Genomic DNA, 17,882 nt, shown 5'->3' on the forward strand with positions numbered 1-17,882 from the left:
ATCCCCCCCCCAACCCCCCCCCCCCCCCCCCCCCCCCCTCCCCCCCCCCCCTCCCCCCCCCCCCCCCCCCCCCCCCCCCCCCCCCCCCCCCCCCCCCCCCCCGAGCCCGGTGGGGGCTCAGCAGGTCAGGTCCTTCGCCGGGAGCCTGCCCGTGGTCAGGTAGAGCGCGGCGCTCTCGTCCGCGCAGGCGTTGGTGCCGTTGACGATGTGCCCCTCGCCGCCCGCGACGGTGACCATCCGGGATCCGCTCAGGGCCCGGTGCATGGCCCGGCCGCCGGCCAGGGGCGTCGCGGGGTCCCACTCGTTCTGCAGGATGAGCGCGGGGACCCCGTTGGCCACCGTCGTGCGGGGTTCGCTGCCGGGTTCCCAGAAGGCGCACGGCCTGATGCCGGACTCGAAGTCGCCGGAGAGCGGATAACGGGCCTTGTCGCGGACCGCGTCGCGGCGGTAGCGCTCGGGGTCGCGCGGCCACGACTCGCGGGTGTCGGCGCACAGCACCGTCCAGGCGCTCGCGGCTTCGTTGTCCGGGGGAACGTCACGGGCGGACGCCGACGGGAGGGGGCTCGGGAGCCGCTCCGGCCCGCCGGACGGCTCCGGCCCCTCGCCCCCGGCCGCCCGCTTCAGCTCGGCGACCCATGCGGCGGCCCGCTCCACGCGGGAGAACATGGCGCGCCGGGCGCGGATGGTGTCACCCGTGTAGCGCGTCCCGTCGAGGTCGACGGGTGCGCGGTCGGCCCGGGCGACGAGGTCCCAGAAGGTCGTGCGGACCTCGGCCGGGGTGCGGCCCAGTCCGTACGTCGCGTGGCGCCGGGCGGTCCACTCGGTCCACCGCGTGAAGGCGGGCCCCGCCGCGCGCGCCATCTCCTGGAACATGCCCCGCCCGTACCCCGCGGGGTCGGGCGCGCTGTCCAGCACGAACCGGTCCGTTCGCCGGGGAAACATCTGCGCGTAGACGGCGCCGAGGTAGGTGCCGTAGGAGAACCCCAGGTAGGAGATCTTCTCCTCGCCCAGCACGGCCCGGACGAGGTCCATGTCGCGAGCGGTGTTGCGGGTGGTGATGTGGCGCAGCCTGTCGCCCTCCCCGGCCCGGCACTTGGCGGCCACGGTACGGGCCCACTCCACGTCCTTCGCGAAGGTACCGGGCGAGTAGGGGCGTTCCAGGTCCTGCTCCTCGGCGGTGAGACCGCAGCTGACGGGCGAGCTGCGCCCGACGCCCCTCGGGTCGAAGCCGATGAGGTCGTACCGTTCCCTCACCTCCGCGGGGAGGTCCGCTCCCAGGCTGACGGGCAGGTCCAGGCCCGGCCCGTTGGGGCCACCGGGGTTGAGCAGCAGGACGCCGCGGCGCTCCGTTGCGCCGGTCGCCCTCACCCGGGACACCGCGATCTCCATCGTCCTGCCCCCGGGATCGCCGTAGTCCAGCGGCACCGTGAGCGTCGCGCAGGTGTAGGTGGCGGGGTGCTCCGCGTCGCAGCGCTGCCACCGCGGAGCCTGTTGGGCGTACGGGCGCAGGGGGTCCGCGGCCGCGGCGGCGGATCCGGACGCGGTCGTCGCGGGTGCGAGTGCGCAGAGGAAGGCCGTCGCGAGGCCGACGATCATGCGGGAGGTCGTTCTCGTGTGGCGCACGGTGATGCTCGTCCTCGTCGGGTAGGGGCGCTCGGCGCCGGTCACTTGCCGGTGAGCTGCTGGTGGACGCACTGCGCGTACTGCCGGAGACCGTCGGGCTCGTAGCACTCCTGCGTCTTGTTGGCGTACCAGACGAAGAAGACGGCGACCAGGACGGACACCGCGATGGCCAGGGCCGAGGTCACCAGGCCGGTGAGCGCCGAGCCGCGGCCGACGGCGGTCCGCTCGGCCCTCGTCAGGGCGACGACGCCCAGGACCAGGCCGACGCAGCCGAAGAGGCCGCCGATGAGGAAGACCGAGGTGCCGAGGCCGATGACGCCGATCACCAGGGCGGCCCCGGCCGGGCCGTTGGTCGACGGCGTGCGGTGCGGTGGCCCCTGCGCGCCCCCGGTGAGGGCCTGCGTGCGTTCCTGGGTGTTCGTCGAGCTGTTCATCGTGCTGTTCATCGAGCGTCCTCCGGTCGGCTGTTCAGGGCACGATCCTGGCTCGCGGCGGCGCCGGGGCGCATCGCGGGAAGGCGGGAGGAGGTGCTCCCCCGATCGGGGGAGGGCATCGCCGGGCGGCCCGGTCATACTGGGGCGATCATGGTCAGGGGACTCCGGCCGCTGCTGCGCGGCTCTACGTACGCGGGCATGCTGCTCGCCTATTGCGGCGCGTTGGCGAGCCTTGTGCTGCTGCCCTTCGCCCTGCTGGCGACATGGGCGTGGCCAGCCGCTCCCTACGGCGCCCAGGTCGCCCTGGTCCTCCTGGTCTGGGCCGTGCTGATCGGCTCGGTCGGCCTGGCCCGCTCCGTGCGGCGGGCGTTGATCGCCTTCGCCCGACCGCTCCTGCGGGTGCCCTTGCCGGCCCCCGCGGCCGTGGCGGCCGGCGCCGACCGATGGCGGACTCCCCTGTGGCTGCTGCTGCACGTGGCGCTGGGGTGGGCGGGGGCGCTGACGAGCGGGGTGCTGGTGCTCATGGGGATCGCCCTCCCCGAGGGCTGGCTGGACGCCGAAGCCGGGCTGAGCCTCTTCGGTCGGTCGCTGCGGTCCGACGGCGGTTGGCGGAGCTGGCTGTTGGCGCTCTGTTGCCTGCTGCTCGCGGCGCTCGTGTGCGCGGTGGTGACGGGCGTGCTGCGGTGGCTGGCGCCCCGGCTGTTGGGGCCCTCGTCGGCCGAGCGGCTCGCGCTGATGGCCGAGCGGGAGCAGCGCCTCGCCGAACGCAACAGGCTGGCGCACGAGTTGCACGACTCGATCGGGCACACGCTGACCGCGACCACGATCCAGGCGGCGGTCGCGGGCGAGGTGCTCGGCGCCGACCCGGAGGCGGCGCGGGCCGCCCTGCGCAGCATCGAGGAGTCGGCCAGGGCCGCGCTGGAGGACCTGGACTACGTACTGGGCGTCCTGCGCGAGGAGCGGGCGGACACGGCGCCGACCCGGACCCTGGCCGATCTGCCCGACCTGCTCGACCGGTTGCGACACGCGGGCGCGGTCCTCGACGTGGAGCTGTCCGGCGAGCCGGCCCAGGTGCAGGGGACGCTCTCCCGGGCCGCGTACCGGATCCTTCAGGAGGGCCTGACGAACGCCTTGCGGCACGGGAGCGGCGGCCCGATCGAGGTCCGGGTGGCGGCGGCCCCGGACGGGCTGGAGCTCAGCGTGGTCAACGGGGCGGGCGCGGGCGCGCGTACGGAGGCGGGCGCGCGGGGCTTCCGGACGTCCGGGCACGGCCTGCCCGGCCTCGCCGAGCGGGTGCGGCTGCTGCAGGGTGAGATCGAGGTCGGCCCGGACGGGCCGCGGCACTGGCGGCTGGCCGTCCGGCTGCCGGCGCGGTGCGCGGCATGACCGGCGCCGACGCGGGGCCGGCCCGTACCGCCGTCACCCTCTTGATCGCGGACGACGACGAGGTGACGCGCAGCGGACTGCGCACCTTGCTCGCGGCGCAGCCGGGCATCGCGGTGGTCGGTGAGGCCGCCGACGGCGTCGAGGCCGTCGAACAGGCGCGGCGGCTGCGGCCGGACGTGGTCCTGATGGACGTGCGGATGCCGCGCCGCAACGGGATCGAGGCCACCCGAGAGCTCCTCGCCGGGCCGGCCGGGGCGGCGGGCCGGGTCGGCCCGCCGAAGGTCGTGGTGATCACCACCTTCGAGAACGACGGCTACGTCACCGCGGCGCTCGGCGCGGGGGCCAGCGGCTTCGTGCTCAAGCGGCTGCCGGTCCGGCAGATCGCCGAGGCGGTGCGCGTGGTGGCGGCGGGCGAGGCGATCCTCTTCCCGGCGGCCCTGCGCCGGATGGTCGCCGCCCGCCCGCTGGGCTCCGCCGAGGCGTTGCCGAAGGCGGCGCTGACGGAGCGGGAGGAGGAGGTGCTGCGGTCGATGGCCACCGGCCTGACGAACCCGGAGATCGCGCAGGCGCTGAGGGTGAGTCTGGAGACGGTGAAGACGCACGTCGGGAACGTGCTGACCAAGCTCGGCGCGCAGAACCGGACCCACGCCGTGGTGATCGCGTACGAATCGGGTCTGGTGGTACCGGGGTTCACCGGCTGAGTCGGATTTTCAGGGGCCTTCCCCGGCTCCGGGAGGCGCGCAATCAGGCCGAGAGGTGACTTGCGCGCCGATGCCGGGTCCTGGGCCCGCCCCTGATCGCGATCGATCTCGGCTCCGTGGCGCCCGCGCGGCGCCCGTCGATCATGGCCGGAACCAGAGCGTCCGCAACTCACGCGGCCCCCTTGCCAGTTGGGGCCGGGGTCCCAACAATGCGCATGACAACCGGAGGATCTTCGGTTGCATCGTCATTTCAGAGGGGAACCCCCACATGAACAAGCCTCTCGCCGGCGCGCTGCTCTCCCTGGTCCTGATGGGTGCGGCGGCGGCCCCGGCCGTGGCCTCCGCACCCCAGGAGAAGGCCGCGCAGGCCGTCACGGTCAACTACGCGGGAACGGTCGCGCTCAGCAACTGTTCCGGCTCGGTCGTCCGGACGCCCAACTCCCTCGCGAGCGACCCCGCGCTCGTGCTCTCCAACGGCCACTGCCTGGAAACCGGCTTCCCGGCCGCCGGCGAGGTCATCAAGGACCAGCCGTCCAGCCGGTCGTTCTCGCTGCTGAACGGGTCCGGCACGAAGGTCGCGACGCTGCGGGCCAGCAAGGTCTCGTACGCGACGATGACCGACACGGACATCTCCATCTACCAACTGACCAAGACCTACGCGCAGATACAGAGCCAGTACGGCATCAGCGCGCTCACCCTCAACGACGCGCACCCGACGCAGGGCGCCTCGATCAAGGTCGTCTCGGGCTACTGGAAGCGGATCTACACCTGCAACGTCGACGGGTTCGTCTACCGCCTCAAGGAGGGCGACTGGACCTGGAAGGACTCGATCCGCTACACCTCGGCCTGCAACACGATCGGCGGCACCTCCGGCTCGCCGGTGATCGACACCGCCACCGGCCGGGTCGTCGCCGTCAACAACACGGGCAACGAGGACGGCGCGCGCTGCACGGAGAACAACCCCTGCGAGGTCGACCAGAACGGCAACGTGACCGTCCGCAAGGGCATCAACTACGCGCAGGAGACCTACATCATCGTCCCCTGCATCGGCGCGGGCAGCACGATCGACCTGACCCGTCCCGGCTGCGTCCTGCCGCGGCCGTAACACCGCACCGCACCGCATGGCACCGCCGCGCCCCCCCCCCCGCCGTCGCGCGGGGCGGGGGCGCCGTGCTCGTCAGGTACGGGCGAGGAGTTCGAGCGTGTCGATGACGCGGTGCGAGAAGCCCCACTCGTTGTCGTACCAGGCGACCACCTTGATGTGGCGGCCGTCGACCCGGGTGAGGGCCGAGTCGAAGATCGACGAGGCCGGGTTGCCGGTGATGTCGGAGGAGACCAGCGGGTCGTCCGAGTACTCCAGCACCCCCGCGAGCGGTCCGTCCGCCGCGGCGCGGTAGGCCGCCAGCACGTCCTCGCGGGTCACGTCGCGGGCGACCGTCGTGTTGAGCTCGACGATCGATCCGACCGGGACCGGGACCCGGATGGAGTCGCCCGACAGCTTGCCCGCGAGGTTCGGCAGCACCAGCCCGATCGCCTTCGCGGCGCCCGTCGTGGTCGGCACGATGTTGACCGCGGCGGCGCGGGCGCGGCGCGGGTCCCGGTGCGGACCGTCCTGCAGGTTCTGCTCCTGCGTGTAGGCGTGCACCGTCGTCATGAAACCGTGCTCGATGCCCGCGAGGTCGTCGAGCACCGAGGCCAGCGGCGCGAGCGCGTTGGTCGTGCACGAGGCGTTCGAGACGATGGTGTGCGCGGCCGGGTCGTAGGCGCCGGTGTTGACCCCGAAGGCGAGCGTGACGTCGGCGCCGTCCGCCGGAGCGCTGACCAGTACCTTGCGCGCACCCGCGGTGACGTGGGCGCGGGCGGCGGTCGCCGAGGTGAAGCGGCCGGTCGCCTCCAGCACGATGTCGACGCCGAGCTTCTCCCAGGGCAGCCGCTCCGGCTCGCGCTCGGCGAGGACGGTGATCCGGCGGCCGTCGACGACCAGGTCGTCCCCGTCCACCCGCACCGGGCGGCCGAGCCGACCCGAGGTCGTGTCGAAGGCGAGCAGGCGCGCGAGGGCGGCGGGCTCCGTGAGGTCGTTGACGGCGACGACCTCCAGGTCGCTGTCGCGTTCGAGCAGGGCGCGCAGCACGTTGCGTCCGATGCGGCCGAATCCGTTGATGGCGATGCGAGTCATGAGTATCCGTGTCCCTTCGGTTCCCCTCCAGGTTCGCGCGCCGCGCCCGCGCGTGACAGCGGCGAGATCGCCACGGTCCGCAAGGATCGCGCCACGCCCGCCCCGGGTACCGCGGCTACTCGCCCCGGGCGAAGGTGCGCCGGTACTCGCTCGGCGTGGTGCGCAGGATGCGCTGGAAGTGCAGCCGGAGGTTCGCGCCGGTGCCGAGGCCGACGTCCGCGGCGATCTGCTCGACGGCCCGCTCCGAGCGTTCCAACAGCTCGCGGGCCATGTCGATGCGGGCCCGCATCACCCACTGCATCGGGGTGTAGCCGGTGTCCTGCGCGAAGCGCCGCGAGAAGGTGCGCGGCGACACGGCCGCGTGTTGGGCCAGCACCTCCAGGGTGAGCGGTTCGCCGAGCCGGTGCAGCGCCCACTCGCGGGTGGCGGCGAACCGCTCGCCGAGCGACTCGGGCACGCTGCGCGGGACGTACTGCGCCTGCCCGCCGCTGCGGTAGGGGGCCGCGACCAGGCGCCGGGCCGTGTGGTTCGACGCGGCCACCCCGAGGTCGCCGCGCAGGATGTGCAGGCACAGGTCGATGCCCGAGGCCGCTCCGGCCGAGGTCAGCACGCTGCCCTCGTCGACGAACAGGACGTTCTCGTCGACCCGCACCAAGGGCCACTTCGCCGCGAGCGCCCGCGCGTAGTGCCAGTGCGTGGTGGCGCGCTTCCCGTCGAGCAGTCCGGTGGCGGCGAGGGCGAAGGCACCGGTCGAGATGGCCGCGAGGCGCGCGCCCCGGTCGTGGGCGGCGACCAGCGCGTCCACGACGGCCCGCGGCGGGTCGTCGCGGTCGGGGAACCGGTAGCCGGGGACGAAGACGATGTCGGCCCACGCGAGCGCGTCGAGGCCGTGGGCGACGGCGTACGACAGCCCGTCGCCGCCCGCCACCAGACCGGGCGCCGCTCCGCAGACCCGCACTTCGTAGGGCATGCTCGCGCGGGTCGTGAACACCTGCGCGGGAATGCCGACGTCGAGGGGCTTGGCACCTTCGAGCACCAGGACGGCGACGCGGTGCGGGCGGCGATCGGCGGGGAGGGACACGGGCACGGGCACGCCACGAGCGTACGCGGGGGAGCGCGGCGCCCCGGTCGGCCGGGGGTGCGCCGAATATTCGATGCCGCACCGGTCGGTCCGGGCGCAGAATCGCTGCATGACGGACATGCGCGCGTTCCGGGAAGCGGTCGGCCACTGGGCGGCGGGAGGCTCCGGCGATCCGGCGGGCGAACTGGCCGCGCAGCTGGGGCTGCGCACGGCCGTGCTGCTGGAGGGGCCGAGCGACCTGGAGGCCGTCGAGGTGCTGGCCGCCCGGCGCGGCCGGGACCTGGCCGCCGAGGGCGTGTGCGTCGTGGCGATGGGCGGGGCGATGAGCATCGCCCGCTACGCGGGCCTGCTGGGACCGCCCGGGCTCGGGCTGCGCCTGCGGGGCCTGTGCGACGAGGGCGAGCAGGGGTTCTACGACCGCGGTCTGGAGCGGGCCGGGGCGCCGCGCCGGGGCTTCTTCGTGTGCGTGGCGGACCTGGAGGACGAACTCATCCGCGCGCTGGGCGCGCCGCGGGTCGAGGAGATCATCCGGGAGGAGGGGGACCTGCGGCCCTGGCAGACCTTCCTGCGCCAACCCGCACAGCACGGGCGCTCCCGCGAGCGGCAGTTGCGGCGCTTCCTCGGCACGAAGAAGGGCCGCAAGATCCGCTACGGCCGCCTGCTGGCCGAGACCCTGGACCCCGCACGGGTCCCGGCCCCGCTCGACGACCTCGTCAGGAGCCTGTGAGCGCGGAGCCGGGCACCCGCCGCGGTTCCTACCGGCCCGCCGCGGCGCAGGCGGCCACCGCGGTCGCGTGGGTCACGTTGCTCTCGGCGAGGCCCGCCACGCACTCGTCGGCGGCGCCGGCCACACCGACGTAACACGCGGCGCGGACGGCTTCCGGAGCCTCGCCGCCCCGCAGCTCCCGCTCCACTTGGTTGATGCAGGCGTTGACGTCCGCGTGGGCGGCGGGGGCCGTGAGGGCCGCACCGCCGAAGACGAGGGTCAGGCCGGTGAGAACGCTCGCGATACGGGTCGACGTGCGCATGGGACGCACCTGCTCTCCGGGATCGGTCGGCGCGCGGCCCGGGAATTCGGGATCGATCCGGATCCGGGATCCTGGATCCGGACGTGGCGGGGCCGCGTGGAACGGGCGCCGAGCGCGTGCGGCCGACACGGCGCCGCACGGCTCCGGTCCCCGCACCGGACGGCTCGGCAGGGCATTTCCTCCCTCCTTCGACGCTAGAACAGCCGCCCGGGGCCCGCACCCGGTGGGGTGGGCGTGGCGCGCTTGACAGGGAAATCGAACATCCATTCTGATGGGTTATCCACAGGAGCAGCGGGCGTGGAGGCGCGTTGTCAGTGGCAGGCGTTAGCGTCAATGGCGTGAAGCGATCGACTCAAGCAAATCGGGTGGAACCCATGGCAGGCACCGACCGCGAGAAGGCGCTCGACGCAGCGCTCGCGCAGATTGAACGACAGTTCGGCAAGGGCGCGGTCATGCGTCTTGGCGACAAGCCGAACGACCCCATCGACGTCATCCCCACCGGGTCGACCGCGCTGGACATCGCCCTCGGTGTCGGCGGGCTGCCGCGCGGCCGCGTGGTGGAGGTGTACGGGCCGGAGTCCTCCGGTAAGACGACCCTGACCCTGCACGCCGTGGCCAACGCGCAGAAGGCCGGCGGTACGGTCGCCTTCGTCGACGCCGAGCACGCGCTCGACCCCGAGTACGCGAAGGCCCTGGGCGTCGACACCGACAACCTCATCCTGTCCCAGCCGGACACCGGTGAGCAGGCGCTGGAGATCGTGGACATGCTGGTCCGCTCCGGCGCCCTCGACCTCATCGTGATCGACTCCGTCGCGGCGCTCGTGCCGCGGGCGGAGATCGAGGGTGAGATGGGCGACTCGCACGTGGGTCTGCAGGCCCGCCTGATGAGCCAGGCCCTCCGCAAGATCACCGGTGCGCTCAACCAGTCCAAGACCACCGCGATCTTCATCAACCAGCTCCGCGAGAAGATCGGTGTGATGTTCGGCTCGCCGGAGACCACCACCGGTGGTCGCGCGCTGAAGTTCTACGCCTCGGTGCGTCTGGACATCCGCCGGATCGAGACCCTCAAGGACGGCACGGACGCGGTCGGCAACCGCACCCGCGTCAAGGTCGTCAAGAACAAGGTCGCGCCGCCCTTCAAGCAGGCCGAGTTCGACATCCTCTACGGCCACGGGATCAGCCGCGAGGGCGGTCTGATCGACATGGGCGTGGAGCACGGCTTCGTCCGCAAGGCCGGTGCCTGGTACACGTACGAGGGCGACCAGCTCGGCCAGGGCAAGGAGAACGCGCGCAAGTTCCTGTGCGACAACCCCGACCTCTCCGACGAGATCGAGAAGAAGATCAAGGAGAAGCTGGGCGTGGGCATCCGCAAGGCCCCCGCCGCCGAGCCCGGTCCGGATGCGGCGGGCGCCGCCGCGGCGGCCGATGACGCGGCCAAGTCCGTTCCGGCCCCGGCGACGAAGGCCAAGACGGCCAAGGCCGCCGTAGCCAAGAGCTGACCGTGCGGGAGCAGAGCGGGGCGGGCGGTTCCGGCACGCCGCGAGCCGAGCGGGGACTGCCGCCCCAGAGCCCCGAAGAGCAGGCGCGGGCGATCTGCCTGCGCCTGCTCACCGGGTCCCCGCGCACGCGGCAACAGCTCGCCGACGCACTGGCCAAGCGGGACATCCCCGAGGAGGTGTCCCAGCAGGTCCTCTCCCGGTTCGAGGAGGTGGGCCTGATCGACGACGCCGCCTTCGCCGGGGCGTGGGTCGAGTCCCGGCACCACAGCCGCGGCCTCGCCCGCCGGGCCCTCGCCCGCGAGCTGCGCACCAAGGGCGTCCACGCGACCCTGGTCGAGGAGGCCCTGGAGCAGCTCGACCCCGAGCAGGAGGAGCGGACCGCCCGGGAGCTGGTGGACCGCAAGCTGCGCGTGACCCGGGGTCTGGAGCGGGACAAGCGGATCCGCCGCCTCGCCGGGATGTTGGCCCGCAAGGGCTACGGGGAGGGCGTCGCCCTCCGGGTGGTGCGGCGCGCCCTCGCAGAGGAGGGCGAGGACACGGAGGACCTCGGCGGCCCGGAGTACCGGGCGTTCTGAGCCCGGCACGGCGGCCCCCGGGGCGGGGTAGGGGTAGCCCCCGGGGCAGTACGCCGGGGTGCTCCACTGCTCAACCAGGGTCCTGAGCAGCAGAGTTGCCCGCATGATGCTGCGTTACGCCCTCCAGAGCGTCCGGGACCGCACAGCCGGTTTCCTCGGAGCCTTCGTCGCCCTCCTGTGCGCGGCGGCCCTCGTCACCGCCTGCGGCACCCTCCTCGAAACGGGCCTGCGCGCAGTGATCGCCACCGAGCGCTACGCCGGCGCGCCGGTGGTCGTCTCCGCCGACCAGGACGTGCACGAGAGGACGGTCACGGAGAAGAAGGGCAAGACCAAGGTCAAGGAGAAGGCCAAGCCCGTCGCCGAGCGGGCGTGGCTGCCCGCCGCCACCCTGGACACCGTCGCCGCCGTGCCCGGAGCCGCGCGAGCGGTGCCGGAGCTGACCTTCCAGGCCGTCCCCCTGGTGGCACACGGCACCGGCAAGCGGTCCTACGGGCACGCCTGGGAATCCGCTGCCCTGACCCCCTTCACCCTGACCGAGGGGCAGGCCCCGCGGAACGCCGGTGACGTGGTCATCGACCCCGAGCTGGCCACCTCGGCCGGCCTGCGCCCCGGCTCCCGGCTCACCGTCCAGGCCACCGCGGAGCCCCGTACGTACACGGTCAGCGGCGTCGCGCGGGCGGCGGGCCGGACCACGGGCGGCGCCCTGGGCCACCAGACCTCGCTCTTCTTCGACTCCGGCGAGGCCCGCCGGCTCGCCGCCCGCGACGGGCGGATCACCGCGATCGGCGTCCTGCCCCGCCCCGGAGTGAGCGCCGCCGCACTGGCCGCGCAGGTCCGCGAAGCCCTGGCCGGGACCACCGCGCAGGTGTCCCGGGGCGACGACCGGGGCTCCGTCGAGTTCCTCGACGCTGCGGGCGCCCGGACCAAGCTCGTCTCCATGGGCGGAGCGATGGGCGGCACCTCGCTCCTCGTCGCCGTCCTCGTCGTCGTCGCCACCTTCGCCCTCTCCGTGCAGCAGCGCCATCGCGAACTCGCCCTGCTGCGGGCCATCGCCGCGACCCCCCGCCAGCTGCGCCGGATGCTCGGCCGCGAGGCCCTGCTCGTGGGCCTGGCCGCCGGTGTCCCCGGAGCCCTCGCCGGACTGCCGCTCGCCGCCTGGCTGCACGGCCGGTTCATCGGCACCGGCGCGATACCGGCCACCCTGGAGCGCACCGCCGGGATCTTCCCCATGATCGCCGCCGTCGCGGCCACGCTGTGCGGCGCGTGGGCCGCCGCCCGGATCACCGGCCGCCGGATCGCCCGGATCCGCCCGTCCGAAGCCCTCGCCGAAGCCGCCGTCGAGCGCGGCCGGCCCGCCTGGACCCGGATCGTCATCGGCACTCTGCTGCTGGCGGGCGGCGCGGTCCTGGTCGCGGTCCTCTCCACGCTGCGCACCGAACCCGCCTCCACCCCGGTCACCTTCCTCGCGGTGGTGGTCCTCGCCGGGGCGGTCTCGCTGCTCGGTCCGCTGCTGGTGCGCGCCGCCACCGCGCTGCTGTCCGGCCCGCTGAAGCTGCTCGGCGCGAACGGCCGCCTGGCCACCGCCAACCTGCGCGGCAACGCCACCCGCATGGCCTCCGCCGTCACCCCGATCGCCCTGCTCGTCGGGATGACCTGCACGGTGTTGTTCGTCACGCCGACCCTCGGCGACGCGGCCCGCGCCCAGGCCCGTGCCGGGGTACGGGCCCCCTGGGTGGTCGCCGGGCAGGGGCCGGGCGTCACCGCCGGAGCCGCGGCGAGGATCCGCAGCACGCCGGGGGTCACCGCCGCCACCGAGCTGGTGGGCACGACCGTCCGGGTGGGCCTGACGAAGTACGCGGCCCAAGGCGTCACCCCGCAGGGGCTCACCCGGACCTGGGACCCCCGCGTCACCGCCGGCAGCCTCGACGCCCTCGGCCCGCGCGGCGCGGCCGTCAGCGAGCTGGCCGCCGACCAGCTGGGCCTGCGGCCCGGCAGCCCGCTCTCCCTGACCCTGGGCGACGGGACCCCCGTCACCGTGACCGTGTGCGCCGTCTACGCCCGGGGCCTCGGGTTCGGCGACCTGACCCTGGCCCACGACCTGGTGGCCGCGCACGTGGACGACCCGCTGGCCACCGCCGTCCTGGTGGCGACCGAACCGGGCACCGGCCGGGACCGGCTGGCCGCCGCGCTGCAGGAGTTCCCCGGCACGGTGGTGCTGAGCGCCGCGGAAGCGGACGCGGCGCGGGCCGAGCGGCAGGACGCGCAGGCGGAGGTGAACCTCCTCGCGATGGGCCTGGTCCTCGCCTTCACCGCGATCGCGGTGGTCAACACGCTGGCGATGTCCACCGCGGAACGCTTCCGCGAGTTCGCCATGCTGCGCCTCGCCGGGGCCACCCGGCGCCAGGTCCTGCGGATGCTGCGCACCGAGGCGCTCGCGGTCCTGCTGATCGGCGTGGGCCTGGGCTCCGCGATCGCGCTCGCGGTCCTCACCGCCTTCAGCGTCGGGATGACGGGCAGCGCCTCCCCGGCGGTGCTGCCCGCGGCCTACGGCGTGGTGGTCGGCGGGGCCGGGCTCCTGGCCCTGCTCGCCACCGCCCTGCCCGGCCGCGCGGCCCTGCGGGTACGCCCCGTGGACGTGGCCTCGGCCAAGGGATAGGCGATCGGGGGGCGCCTCAACCGCCGGCGAGGCTGGCCCTGCCAGCCTGGCCGGCGTTGGAGGCCCCCCGGGTGGTGCTGGCCCTACCAGCCTCGCCGGCGTTTGAGGCCCCCGGGTGGGGCTGGCCCTACCAGCCTCGCCGGCGTTTGAGGCGCCCCCGGAGGGAGAGAGCCGGGAACCGGCCGAAAGAGGCCCCCACCCCCCGGGAGGGCATCGGCTCCCCGGAACCCCGAAGGGCCCCGGCCCCTCAGCCCGGGAGGGCCACCGGCAGCCCCGCGGCCTTCCAGGCCTGGAAGCCGCCGGTCAGGTCCGTCGCCCCGGTCAGGCCCAGGGCGTGCAGGGAGGCCGCCGCCAGGGTGGAGGCGTACCCCTCGTTGCAGATCACGACGATCCGCAGGTCGTGCGAGGTGGCCTCGGGGACACGGTGGCTGCCCCGCGGATCCAGGCGCCACTCCAGCTCGTTGCGCTCGATCACCAGCGCGCCCGGGATCAGCCCGTCGCGCTCGCGCAGCGCCTGGTAACGGATGTCCACCAGCAGCGCACCCTCGCGGGCGGCCGCGTGGGCGTCGGCCGCCCCGATCCGCTCGTAGGTGGCGCGGACCCGCTCCAGCAGTTCGTCGATGCCGACGGGCGCGGCGCTCACTGCCAGTCCGCCGGACGCTCGACCTGCTCCAGGGTCAGCACGGCCCCGCTGCGGCTGAAGCGCCGGATCAGCGGCAGCGGCGGGTAGTACGCGTGGACCGAGACGGCGTGCTCGGTCGCGGAGGCGTTCAGCACCTCGTGCACGTGGTGCTCGCCGAAGGCGCGCCCCTCGCCCGCGCCCAGGGTCCGCGTGCGGTCCAGACCGGAGGCCAGGTGCAGGGACCGCCAGCCCTCCGCCGGCAGTCGGACGGACAGGGAGTGCTCGGTGAGGCGCCCGCGCGCGGTGGCGAAGGCGCCGCGCGACTCGGCGTGGTCGTGCCAGCCGGTGCCGGTGCCCGGAGGCCAGCCGATCAGCCAGGCCTCGCTGCCCCCGGGGCCGTCGAGACGCACCCAGGTGCGGCCCTCGGGGTCCAGGGGGAGGGAGGCGACCAGCTCGGAGTCGGCGGCGGTGCGCCGGGCGAAGTCGAGGAGTTCGGCGGCGCCCGGTCCGGTGGCCACCGGGGCAGGGCTGAGCAGGGATGCAGACATCGGGAATGACCGTCCTGGGAGTTCGCGAAAGCGCGCGTCGGCGCGCGGGAGGAAGGCGAATCAGCAGGAAGGGCGACAGACGCAGCCCGCATAGCGGAGGAGGTCCATGTGGACCCTCCGCCACAGGCGTACGTCGTGACCGGTCATGTTCGCGAGTGAACCACGGGCGGACTTGAGGGTCAATCGATCACGGGTGGGGTGTGGCCGACGCCTCGGGCAGGGCCCGCGGCGCGGGGGCCGGCAGCGCGGGCGGTCCCGACTCGGGGGCGCCCGCCCGTACCGCGTCCGCCGCCTCGTACAGCTCGTCGGGACGGACCCCGGCGAAGGTCGCCGCGAGGTGGCCGTCCGGGCGCAGCAGCAGCACCGTGTGCGCCGCGGCCCCCGGGTAGCCATCGGCGACCAGCAGCTCGGCGCGGACCGGCAGGGCGCTGACCGCGGCCGCCAGCCGCGGCATCAGCCCGGCGCCGACCCAGTGCCGCCGGTCCCACACGCCGGTTCCCGGGGCGACGAGGAGCACCAGCAGGCGCCCCCGGCCGAGCAGGTCGCGCAGCGGTACGGTCGCCCCGTCCGGCGCGGTCACCGGCACGTTCGCCGCCTGGCCCCCCGGTTCCGTGTCGGTCGGGACCTCGCGCACCGCGACGGGAGGGGCGTACGCCGGGGGCGCGCCCAGCGGCCCGCGCCCCAAGTGGCCGTCCGTGAGCAGCGTTTCGTGGCTGCGCGCGGCGCCCGGTACGTACGTGCGCAGCCCGCCCCCGCCGCGCAGCACGGGCATGGCCTGGTCCGCGGCGCGCAGCCGGGACGCCACCGCGGTGCGCCGCTCGGCCTCGTACCCGTCGAGCAGGGCTTCGGAGGCGCCCTGGTGCCAGGCCAGGGAGAGCCGCCAGGCCAGGTTCTCGGCGTCCCGCAGCCCCTCCTCGACCCCCTGCGTGCCCAGCGCGCCCAGCAGGTGGGCGGCGTCCCCGGCGAGGAAGGCCCGGCCGTCGCGCCAGCGCCGGGCGAGCCGGTGGTGCAGCGTGTGGACGCCCGTGTCGATCAGGTCGTACGGGGGAGTGCTGCCCCCGCACCAGGTGGCCAGGGTGTCGCGGATCATCCCGATCAGCGCGTCGGGCGTGACCAGCTCCCCGCGCGGCGGCAGCAGCCAGTCCAGCCGCCAGACCCCGTCGGGCAGCGGCCGCGCCGTGACCTCGGCGGTCTTCGCGGAGCGGCTGCGGTGCAGCAGGGCCTCGCCGGGCCAGGGGAGTTCGGTGCGCAGCGCCGCCACGGCGTACCGCTCCACGCCGGTGCGCCCGGGGAAGCGGATGCCCAGCAGCTTGCGGACGGTCGAGCGGGCGCCGTCGCAGCCGACGAGGTGGCTGCCGCGCCACCAGGTGGCCGCGGGCCCGCGGGTGTGCGCCGTGACCCCGAGCGCGTCCTGCTCCAGGGCGTCGAGGCGGCTGTCGGTGACCAGTTGGACCAGCGGATGGGCCGCGGCGGCGTCGCGCAGGCCGCGGGTGAGGGCGTGCTGCGGCAGGTGCAGGGGGGCGGTGGCGTCCTCGAAGGTGGTCCGGTGGGTGTCCCGGCCGCGGCGCATCGTGCGCCAGGCGACGAAGGGCGCGCCCTCGTCGCGCAGGGTCGTGCAGCCCAGGCGGTGCGCCATCGCGGCCGTGTCGGCGTGCAGCACGACGGTGCGGGCGGGGCGCGGTTCCTCCTTGCCCGGACCCTCGTCGAGGACGACGGAGGGAACGCCCGCGCCGGCCAGGGCGAGCGAGAGGGTCAGTCCGACCGGTCCCGCGCCCACGACGATCACCGGGTCCACGGCACGGCTCCCGATGTCCGGTATGTGATCACAGAACGTATGCAACCGACTGGAAGGGCATGCGTCAAGTGACACTGGTAGGTGTGAAGCCTTGTGGTGCGACGGAAGTCCTCCGCCGCACCACAGGGATCACGCCATCATACTGACCGGGTGTCAGGCGCGTGTCAGACCGCGCCGCCGGTGCCCATTCCCGCGTCCATGACGTCGGTGATGTTGACCGTGGCACCGGTGCTCTTCTTCGACTTGCGCAGTCGCCGCTCCAGCGCCGAAGCGGCCGTGGTCAACGCGAAGTTGATGGCGATGAAGAGCAGGGCGATCACGACGAGGCTCGCGATGGTGTTGCTGTAGTTCGCCGAGATCTGGCGGGCCATCGACAGGAGCTCGGCCAGGCCCAGCAGCGAGCCGCCGAGCGCGGTGTCCTTGAGGATCACCACGAGCTGGCTCACCAGCGCGGGCAGCATCGCCGTCACGGCCTGCGGGACCAGGACGTGGACCATGGTCTGGCCCTTGCGCATGCCGATCGCCTTGGCCGCGTCGGTCTGGCCGGAGGGCAGCGACAGCACGCCCGCCCGGACGATCTCCGCGATGACCGCGGCGTTGTAGAGGACCAGGCCGGTCACCACCGCGTACAGCGGGCGCAGTTCCGAGCTGACGTCGCTGAACCGCACGTACAGCGCGGAGCCGAAGAGCATCAGCATCAGCACCGGGATGGCGCGGAAGATCTCGACGAACGCGCCGACCGGGACCCGCACCCAGGCGTGGTCGGAGAGCCGGCCGATGCCGAGCAGGGCGCCCAGCGGAAGCGCGATGACCATCGCGATCAGGCCGGCCTTCAACGTCTCCAGCACGCCCGGGATCAGCCAGGTCGACCAGATCTCGCCGTCGGTGGCGAAGGGCGTCCACTTGTCGGCGTCGAGCTGGTTCTTGTCCGCCATCGTGGAGAGGATCCACCACAGGGCGAGGCCGAGCACCACGAGGAAGATCGCGGAGTACAGCCAGTTGCGCGCCTTGGCCTTGGGGCCCGGCGTGTCGTACAGCACGGAGGTCATCGCTTCACCGCCACTCGCTTGGCCACCCAGCCCAGCAGCAGACCCGTGGGCAGGGTCAGCAGGACGAAGCCGAGGGCGAAGATGCCGAAGACCGTGAAGAGCGCCTGCGCCTCGTTCTCGATCATTTCCTTCATCAGCAGGGCCGCTTCGGCCACGCCGATGGCCGCCGCCACCGTGGTGTTCTTGGTGAGGGCGATCAGTACGTTCGTGAGCGGTCCGATGACCGCCCGGAAGGCCTGGGGGAGCACGATCAGGGTCAGCACCTGGAAGAAGCTGAGCCCCAGTGCGCGCGCCGCCTCCGCCTGACCGACGGGCACGGTGTTGATGCCCGAGCGCAGCGCCTCGCAGACGAAGGTGCCGGTGTAGGCGGTCAGTGCGAGGACGGCCAGCCGGAAGCCGATGTCCTTGAAGTTGCCGCCGCCGAGGGTGATGCCGAGCGTCTGGTTCAGGCCCAGGGAGCACCCGATGATCAGCACGGTCAGCGGCGTGTTGCGCACCACGTTGACGTAGAAGGTGCCGAAGCCCCGCATGAGGGGAACGGGACTGACGCGCATACCGGCCAGGACGGTGCCCCAGACCAGGGATCCGGCCGCCGAGTAGAGGGTGAGCTGAACCGTCACCCAGAAGGCTCCGAGCAGGTCGTACTGCCCGGAATCAAGAAAATCGAACACGATGCCCTGCGCTCTCCCCAGGATGGCCGGTGAGGTGC

The 17,882-nt window shown here is 73.9% G+C and carries 17 protein-coding genes and 1 pseudogene; 7 read left to right on the plus strand and 11 right to left on the minus strand.

Annotation, left to right across the window (positions count from 1 at the left end):
- Positions 1–117: 117 nt before the first annotated feature.
- Together ACZ4UB_RS22320 and ACZ4UB_RS22325 are read right to left on the minus strand one after the other, a co-directional pair.
- Complete coding sequence (locus tag ACZ4UB_RS22320; RefSeq protein ID WP_468072649.1) at positions 118–1,596, minus strand: alpha/beta hydrolase; 1,479 nt, start codon at positions 1,594–1,596, stop codon at positions 118–120.
- A 68-nt stretch (positions 1,597–1,664) separates the two neighbouring features.
- Positions 1,665–2,069, minus strand: a complete 405-nt coding sequence (locus ACZ4UB_RS22325; RefSeq protein ID WP_468072501.1) for a DUF4190 domain-containing protein — start codon at positions 2,067–2,069, stop codon at positions 1,665–1,667.
- A 138-nt stretch (positions 2,070–2,207) separates the two neighbouring features.
- Between ACZ4UB_RS22325 and ACZ4UB_RS22330 the strand changes: the two genes are divergently transcribed.
- The 3 genes from ACZ4UB_RS22330 to ACZ4UB_RS22340 all read left to right on the plus strand — a co-directional run bounded on the left by ACZ4UB_RS22330 (position 2,208) and on the right by ACZ4UB_RS22340 (position 5,249).
- Complete coding sequence (locus ACZ4UB_RS22330; RefSeq protein ID WP_468072503.1) at positions 2,208–3,443, plus strand: sensor histidine kinase; 1,236 nt, start codon at positions 2,208–2,210, stop codon at positions 3,441–3,443.
- Positions 3,440–4,144, plus strand: coding sequence for a response regulator transcription factor (locus ACZ4UB_RS22335; RefSeq protein ID WP_468072505.1), 705 nt, complete (start codon positions 3,440–3,442; stop codon positions 4,142–4,144). Before ACZ4UB_RS22330 ends, ACZ4UB_RS22335 begins: the two co-directional genes overlap by 4 nt.
- 268 nt (positions 4,145–4,412) lie before the next feature.
- Positions 4,413–5,249: a S1 family peptidase gene (locus tag ACZ4UB_RS22340; protein WP_468072507.1), complete on the plus strand. Its 837-nt coding sequence runs from the start codon at positions 4,413–4,415 to the stop codon at positions 5,247–5,249.
- Between the two features lie 72 nt (positions 5,250–5,321).
- Here ACZ4UB_RS22340 and gap read toward each other — a convergent pair whose 3' ends face one another.
- Both gap and ACZ4UB_RS22350 read right to left on the minus strand, forming a co-directional pair.
- Positions 5,322–6,320 carry a type I glyceraldehyde-3-phosphate dehydrogenase gene (gene gap / locus ACZ4UB_RS22345; protein ID WP_468072509.1) on the minus strand — a complete coding sequence of 333 codons (999 nt, stop codon included), beginning with the start codon at positions 6,318–6,320 and terminating at the stop codon, positions 5,322–5,324.
- 115 nt (positions 6,321–6,435) lie between these two features.
- Positions 6,436–7,401: a GlxA family transcriptional regulator gene (locus tag ACZ4UB_RS22350; RefSeq protein ID WP_468072651.1), complete on the minus strand. Its 966-nt coding sequence runs from the start codon at positions 7,399–7,401 to the stop codon at positions 6,436–6,438.
- Positions 7,402–7,510: 109 nt separating this feature from the next.
- On the opposite strand from ACZ4UB_RS22350, the gene ACZ4UB_RS22355 reads away from it, so the two are divergent.
- Positions 7,511–8,128 (plus strand): TOPRIM nucleotidyl transferase/hydrolase domain-containing protein, encoded by a 618-nt coding sequence (locus tag ACZ4UB_RS22355; RefSeq protein ID WP_468072511.1) that lies wholly within the window; start codon positions 7,511–7,513, stop codon positions 8,126–8,128.
- 28 nt (positions 8,129–8,156) lie between these two features.
- On the opposite strand, the gene ACZ4UB_RS22360 is transcribed toward ACZ4UB_RS22355, so the two are convergent.
- On the minus strand, positions 8,157–8,429 hold the full coding sequence (locus ACZ4UB_RS22360) for a hypothetical protein (protein ID WP_468072513.1): 273 nt from the start codon (positions 8,427–8,429) through the stop codon (positions 8,157–8,159).
- A 365-nt stretch (positions 8,430–8,794) separates the two neighbouring features.
- Here ACZ4UB_RS22360 and recA point away from each other — a divergent pair, with 365 nt between their 5' ends.
- From recA to ACZ4UB_RS22375, 3 genes and pseudogenes are all read left to right on the plus strand, one after another.
- Entirely contained in the window at positions 8,795–9,928 is a 1,134-nt protein-coding gene (recA, locus tag ACZ4UB_RS22365) for a recombinase RecA (protein ID WP_468072515.1), read from the plus strand.
- Positions 9,874–10,503 (plus strand): annotated as a pseudogene (gene recX, locus ACZ4UB_RS22370) (recombination regulator RecX); the annotation flags it as partial. The gene recA and the pseudogene recX, both read left to right, overlap by 55 nt.
- Positions 10,504–10,606: 103 nt before the next feature.
- Positions 10,607–13,159: an FtsX-like permease family protein gene (locus tag ACZ4UB_RS22375; RefSeq protein WP_468072517.1), complete on the plus strand. Its 2,553-nt coding sequence runs from the start codon at positions 10,607–10,609 to the stop codon at positions 13,157–13,159.
- 247 nt (positions 13,160–13,406) lie between these two features.
- Here the strand turns inward: ACZ4UB_RS22375 and ACZ4UB_RS22380 are convergent, their stop codons facing one another.
- The 6 genes from ACZ4UB_RS22380 to ACZ4UB_RS22405 all read right to left on the minus strand — a co-directional run bounded on the left by ACZ4UB_RS22380 (position 13,407) and on the right by ACZ4UB_RS22405 (position 17,844).
- Positions 13,407–13,802, minus strand: a complete 396-nt coding sequence (locus ACZ4UB_RS22380; RefSeq protein WP_468072519.1) for a rhodanese-like domain-containing protein — start codon at positions 13,800–13,802, stop codon at positions 13,407–13,409.
- A complete protein-coding gene (locus ACZ4UB_RS22385; RefSeq protein WP_468072521.1) occupies positions 13,799–14,329 on the minus strand; it encodes a cupin domain-containing protein in 531 nt (176 codons plus the stop codon). The genes ACZ4UB_RS22380 and ACZ4UB_RS22385 overlap by 4 nt, the downstream gene beginning before the upstream one ends.
- Positions 14,330–14,389: 60 nt before the next feature.
- Positions 14,390–14,476, minus strand: a complete 87-nt coding sequence (locus tag ACZ4UB_RS22390; RefSeq protein WP_351045220.1) for a putative leader peptide — start codon at positions 14,474–14,476, stop codon at positions 14,390–14,392.
- 40 nt (positions 14,477–14,516) lie between these two features.
- On the minus strand, positions 14,517–16,124 hold the full coding sequence (locus ACZ4UB_RS22395) for an FAD-dependent monooxygenase (RefSeq protein ID WP_468072523.1): 1,608 nt from the start codon (positions 16,122–16,124) through the stop codon (positions 14,517–14,519).
- A gap of 164 nt (positions 16,125–16,288) precedes the next feature.
- Positions 16,289–17,173 (minus strand): amino acid ABC transporter permease, encoded by an 885-nt coding sequence (locus tag ACZ4UB_RS22400; protein ID WP_468072525.1) that lies wholly within the window; start codon positions 17,171–17,173, stop codon positions 16,289–16,291.
- Entirely contained in the window at positions 17,170–17,844 is a 675-nt protein-coding gene (locus ACZ4UB_RS22405; protein WP_354381365.1) for an amino acid ABC transporter permease, read from the minus strand. Before ACZ4UB_RS22405 ends, ACZ4UB_RS22400 begins: the two co-directional genes overlap by 4 nt.
- Positions 17,845–17,882 lie beyond the last annotated feature (38 nt).

This window comes from Streptomyces sp. NPDC028419 (assembly GCF_055565515.1).

Bases quoted from the DNA above. Each gene is read 5' to 3' on its own strand.
- ACZ4UB_RS22360 (WP_468072513.1), bottom strand. From the start codon at position 8,429: ATGCGCACGTCGACCCGTATCGCGAGCGTTCTCACCGGCCTGACCCTC.
- ACZ4UB_RS22335 (WP_468072505.1), top strand. From the start codon at position 3,440: ATGACCGGCGCCGACGCGGGGCCGGCCCGTACCGCCGTCACCCTCTTG.
- gap (WP_468072509.1), bottom strand. From the start codon at position 6,320: ATGACTCGCATCGCCATCAACGGATTCGGCCGCATCGGACGCAACGTG.
- ACZ4UB_RS22400 (WP_468072525.1), bottom strand. From the start codon at position 17,173: ATGACCTCCGTGCTGTACGACACGCCGGGCCCCAAGGCCAAGGCGCGC.
- ACZ4UB_RS22340 (WP_468072507.1), top strand. From the start codon at position 4,413: ATGAACAAGCCTCTCGCCGGCGCGCTGCTCTCCCTGGTCCTGATGGGT.
- ACZ4UB_RS22375 (WP_468072517.1), top strand. From the start codon at position 10,607: ATGATGCTGCGTTACGCCCTCCAGAGCGTCCGGGACCGCACAGCCGGT.
- ACZ4UB_RS22385 (WP_468072521.1), bottom strand. From the start codon at position 14,329: ATGTCTGCATCCCTGCTCAGCCCTGCCCCGGTGGCCACCGGACCGGGC.
- ACZ4UB_RS22320 (WP_468072649.1), bottom strand. From the start codon at position 1,596: ATGATCGTCGGCCTCGCGACGGCCTTCCTCTGCGCACTCGCACCCGCG.
- ACZ4UB_RS22355 (WP_468072511.1), top strand. From the start codon at position 7,511: ATGACGGACATGCGCGCGTTCCGGGAAGCGGTCGGCCACTGGGCGGCG.
- ACZ4UB_RS22330 (WP_468072503.1), top strand. From the start codon at position 2,208: ATGGTCAGGGGACTCCGGCCGCTGCTGCGCGGCTCTACGTACGCGGGC.
- ACZ4UB_RS22325 (WP_468072501.1), bottom strand. From the start codon at position 2,069: ATGAACAGCACGATGAACAGCTCGACGAACACCCAGGAACGCACGCAG.
- ACZ4UB_RS22390 (WP_351045220.1), bottom strand. From the start codon at position 14,476: ATGACCGGTCACGACGTACGCCTGTGGCGGAGGGTCCACATGGACCTC.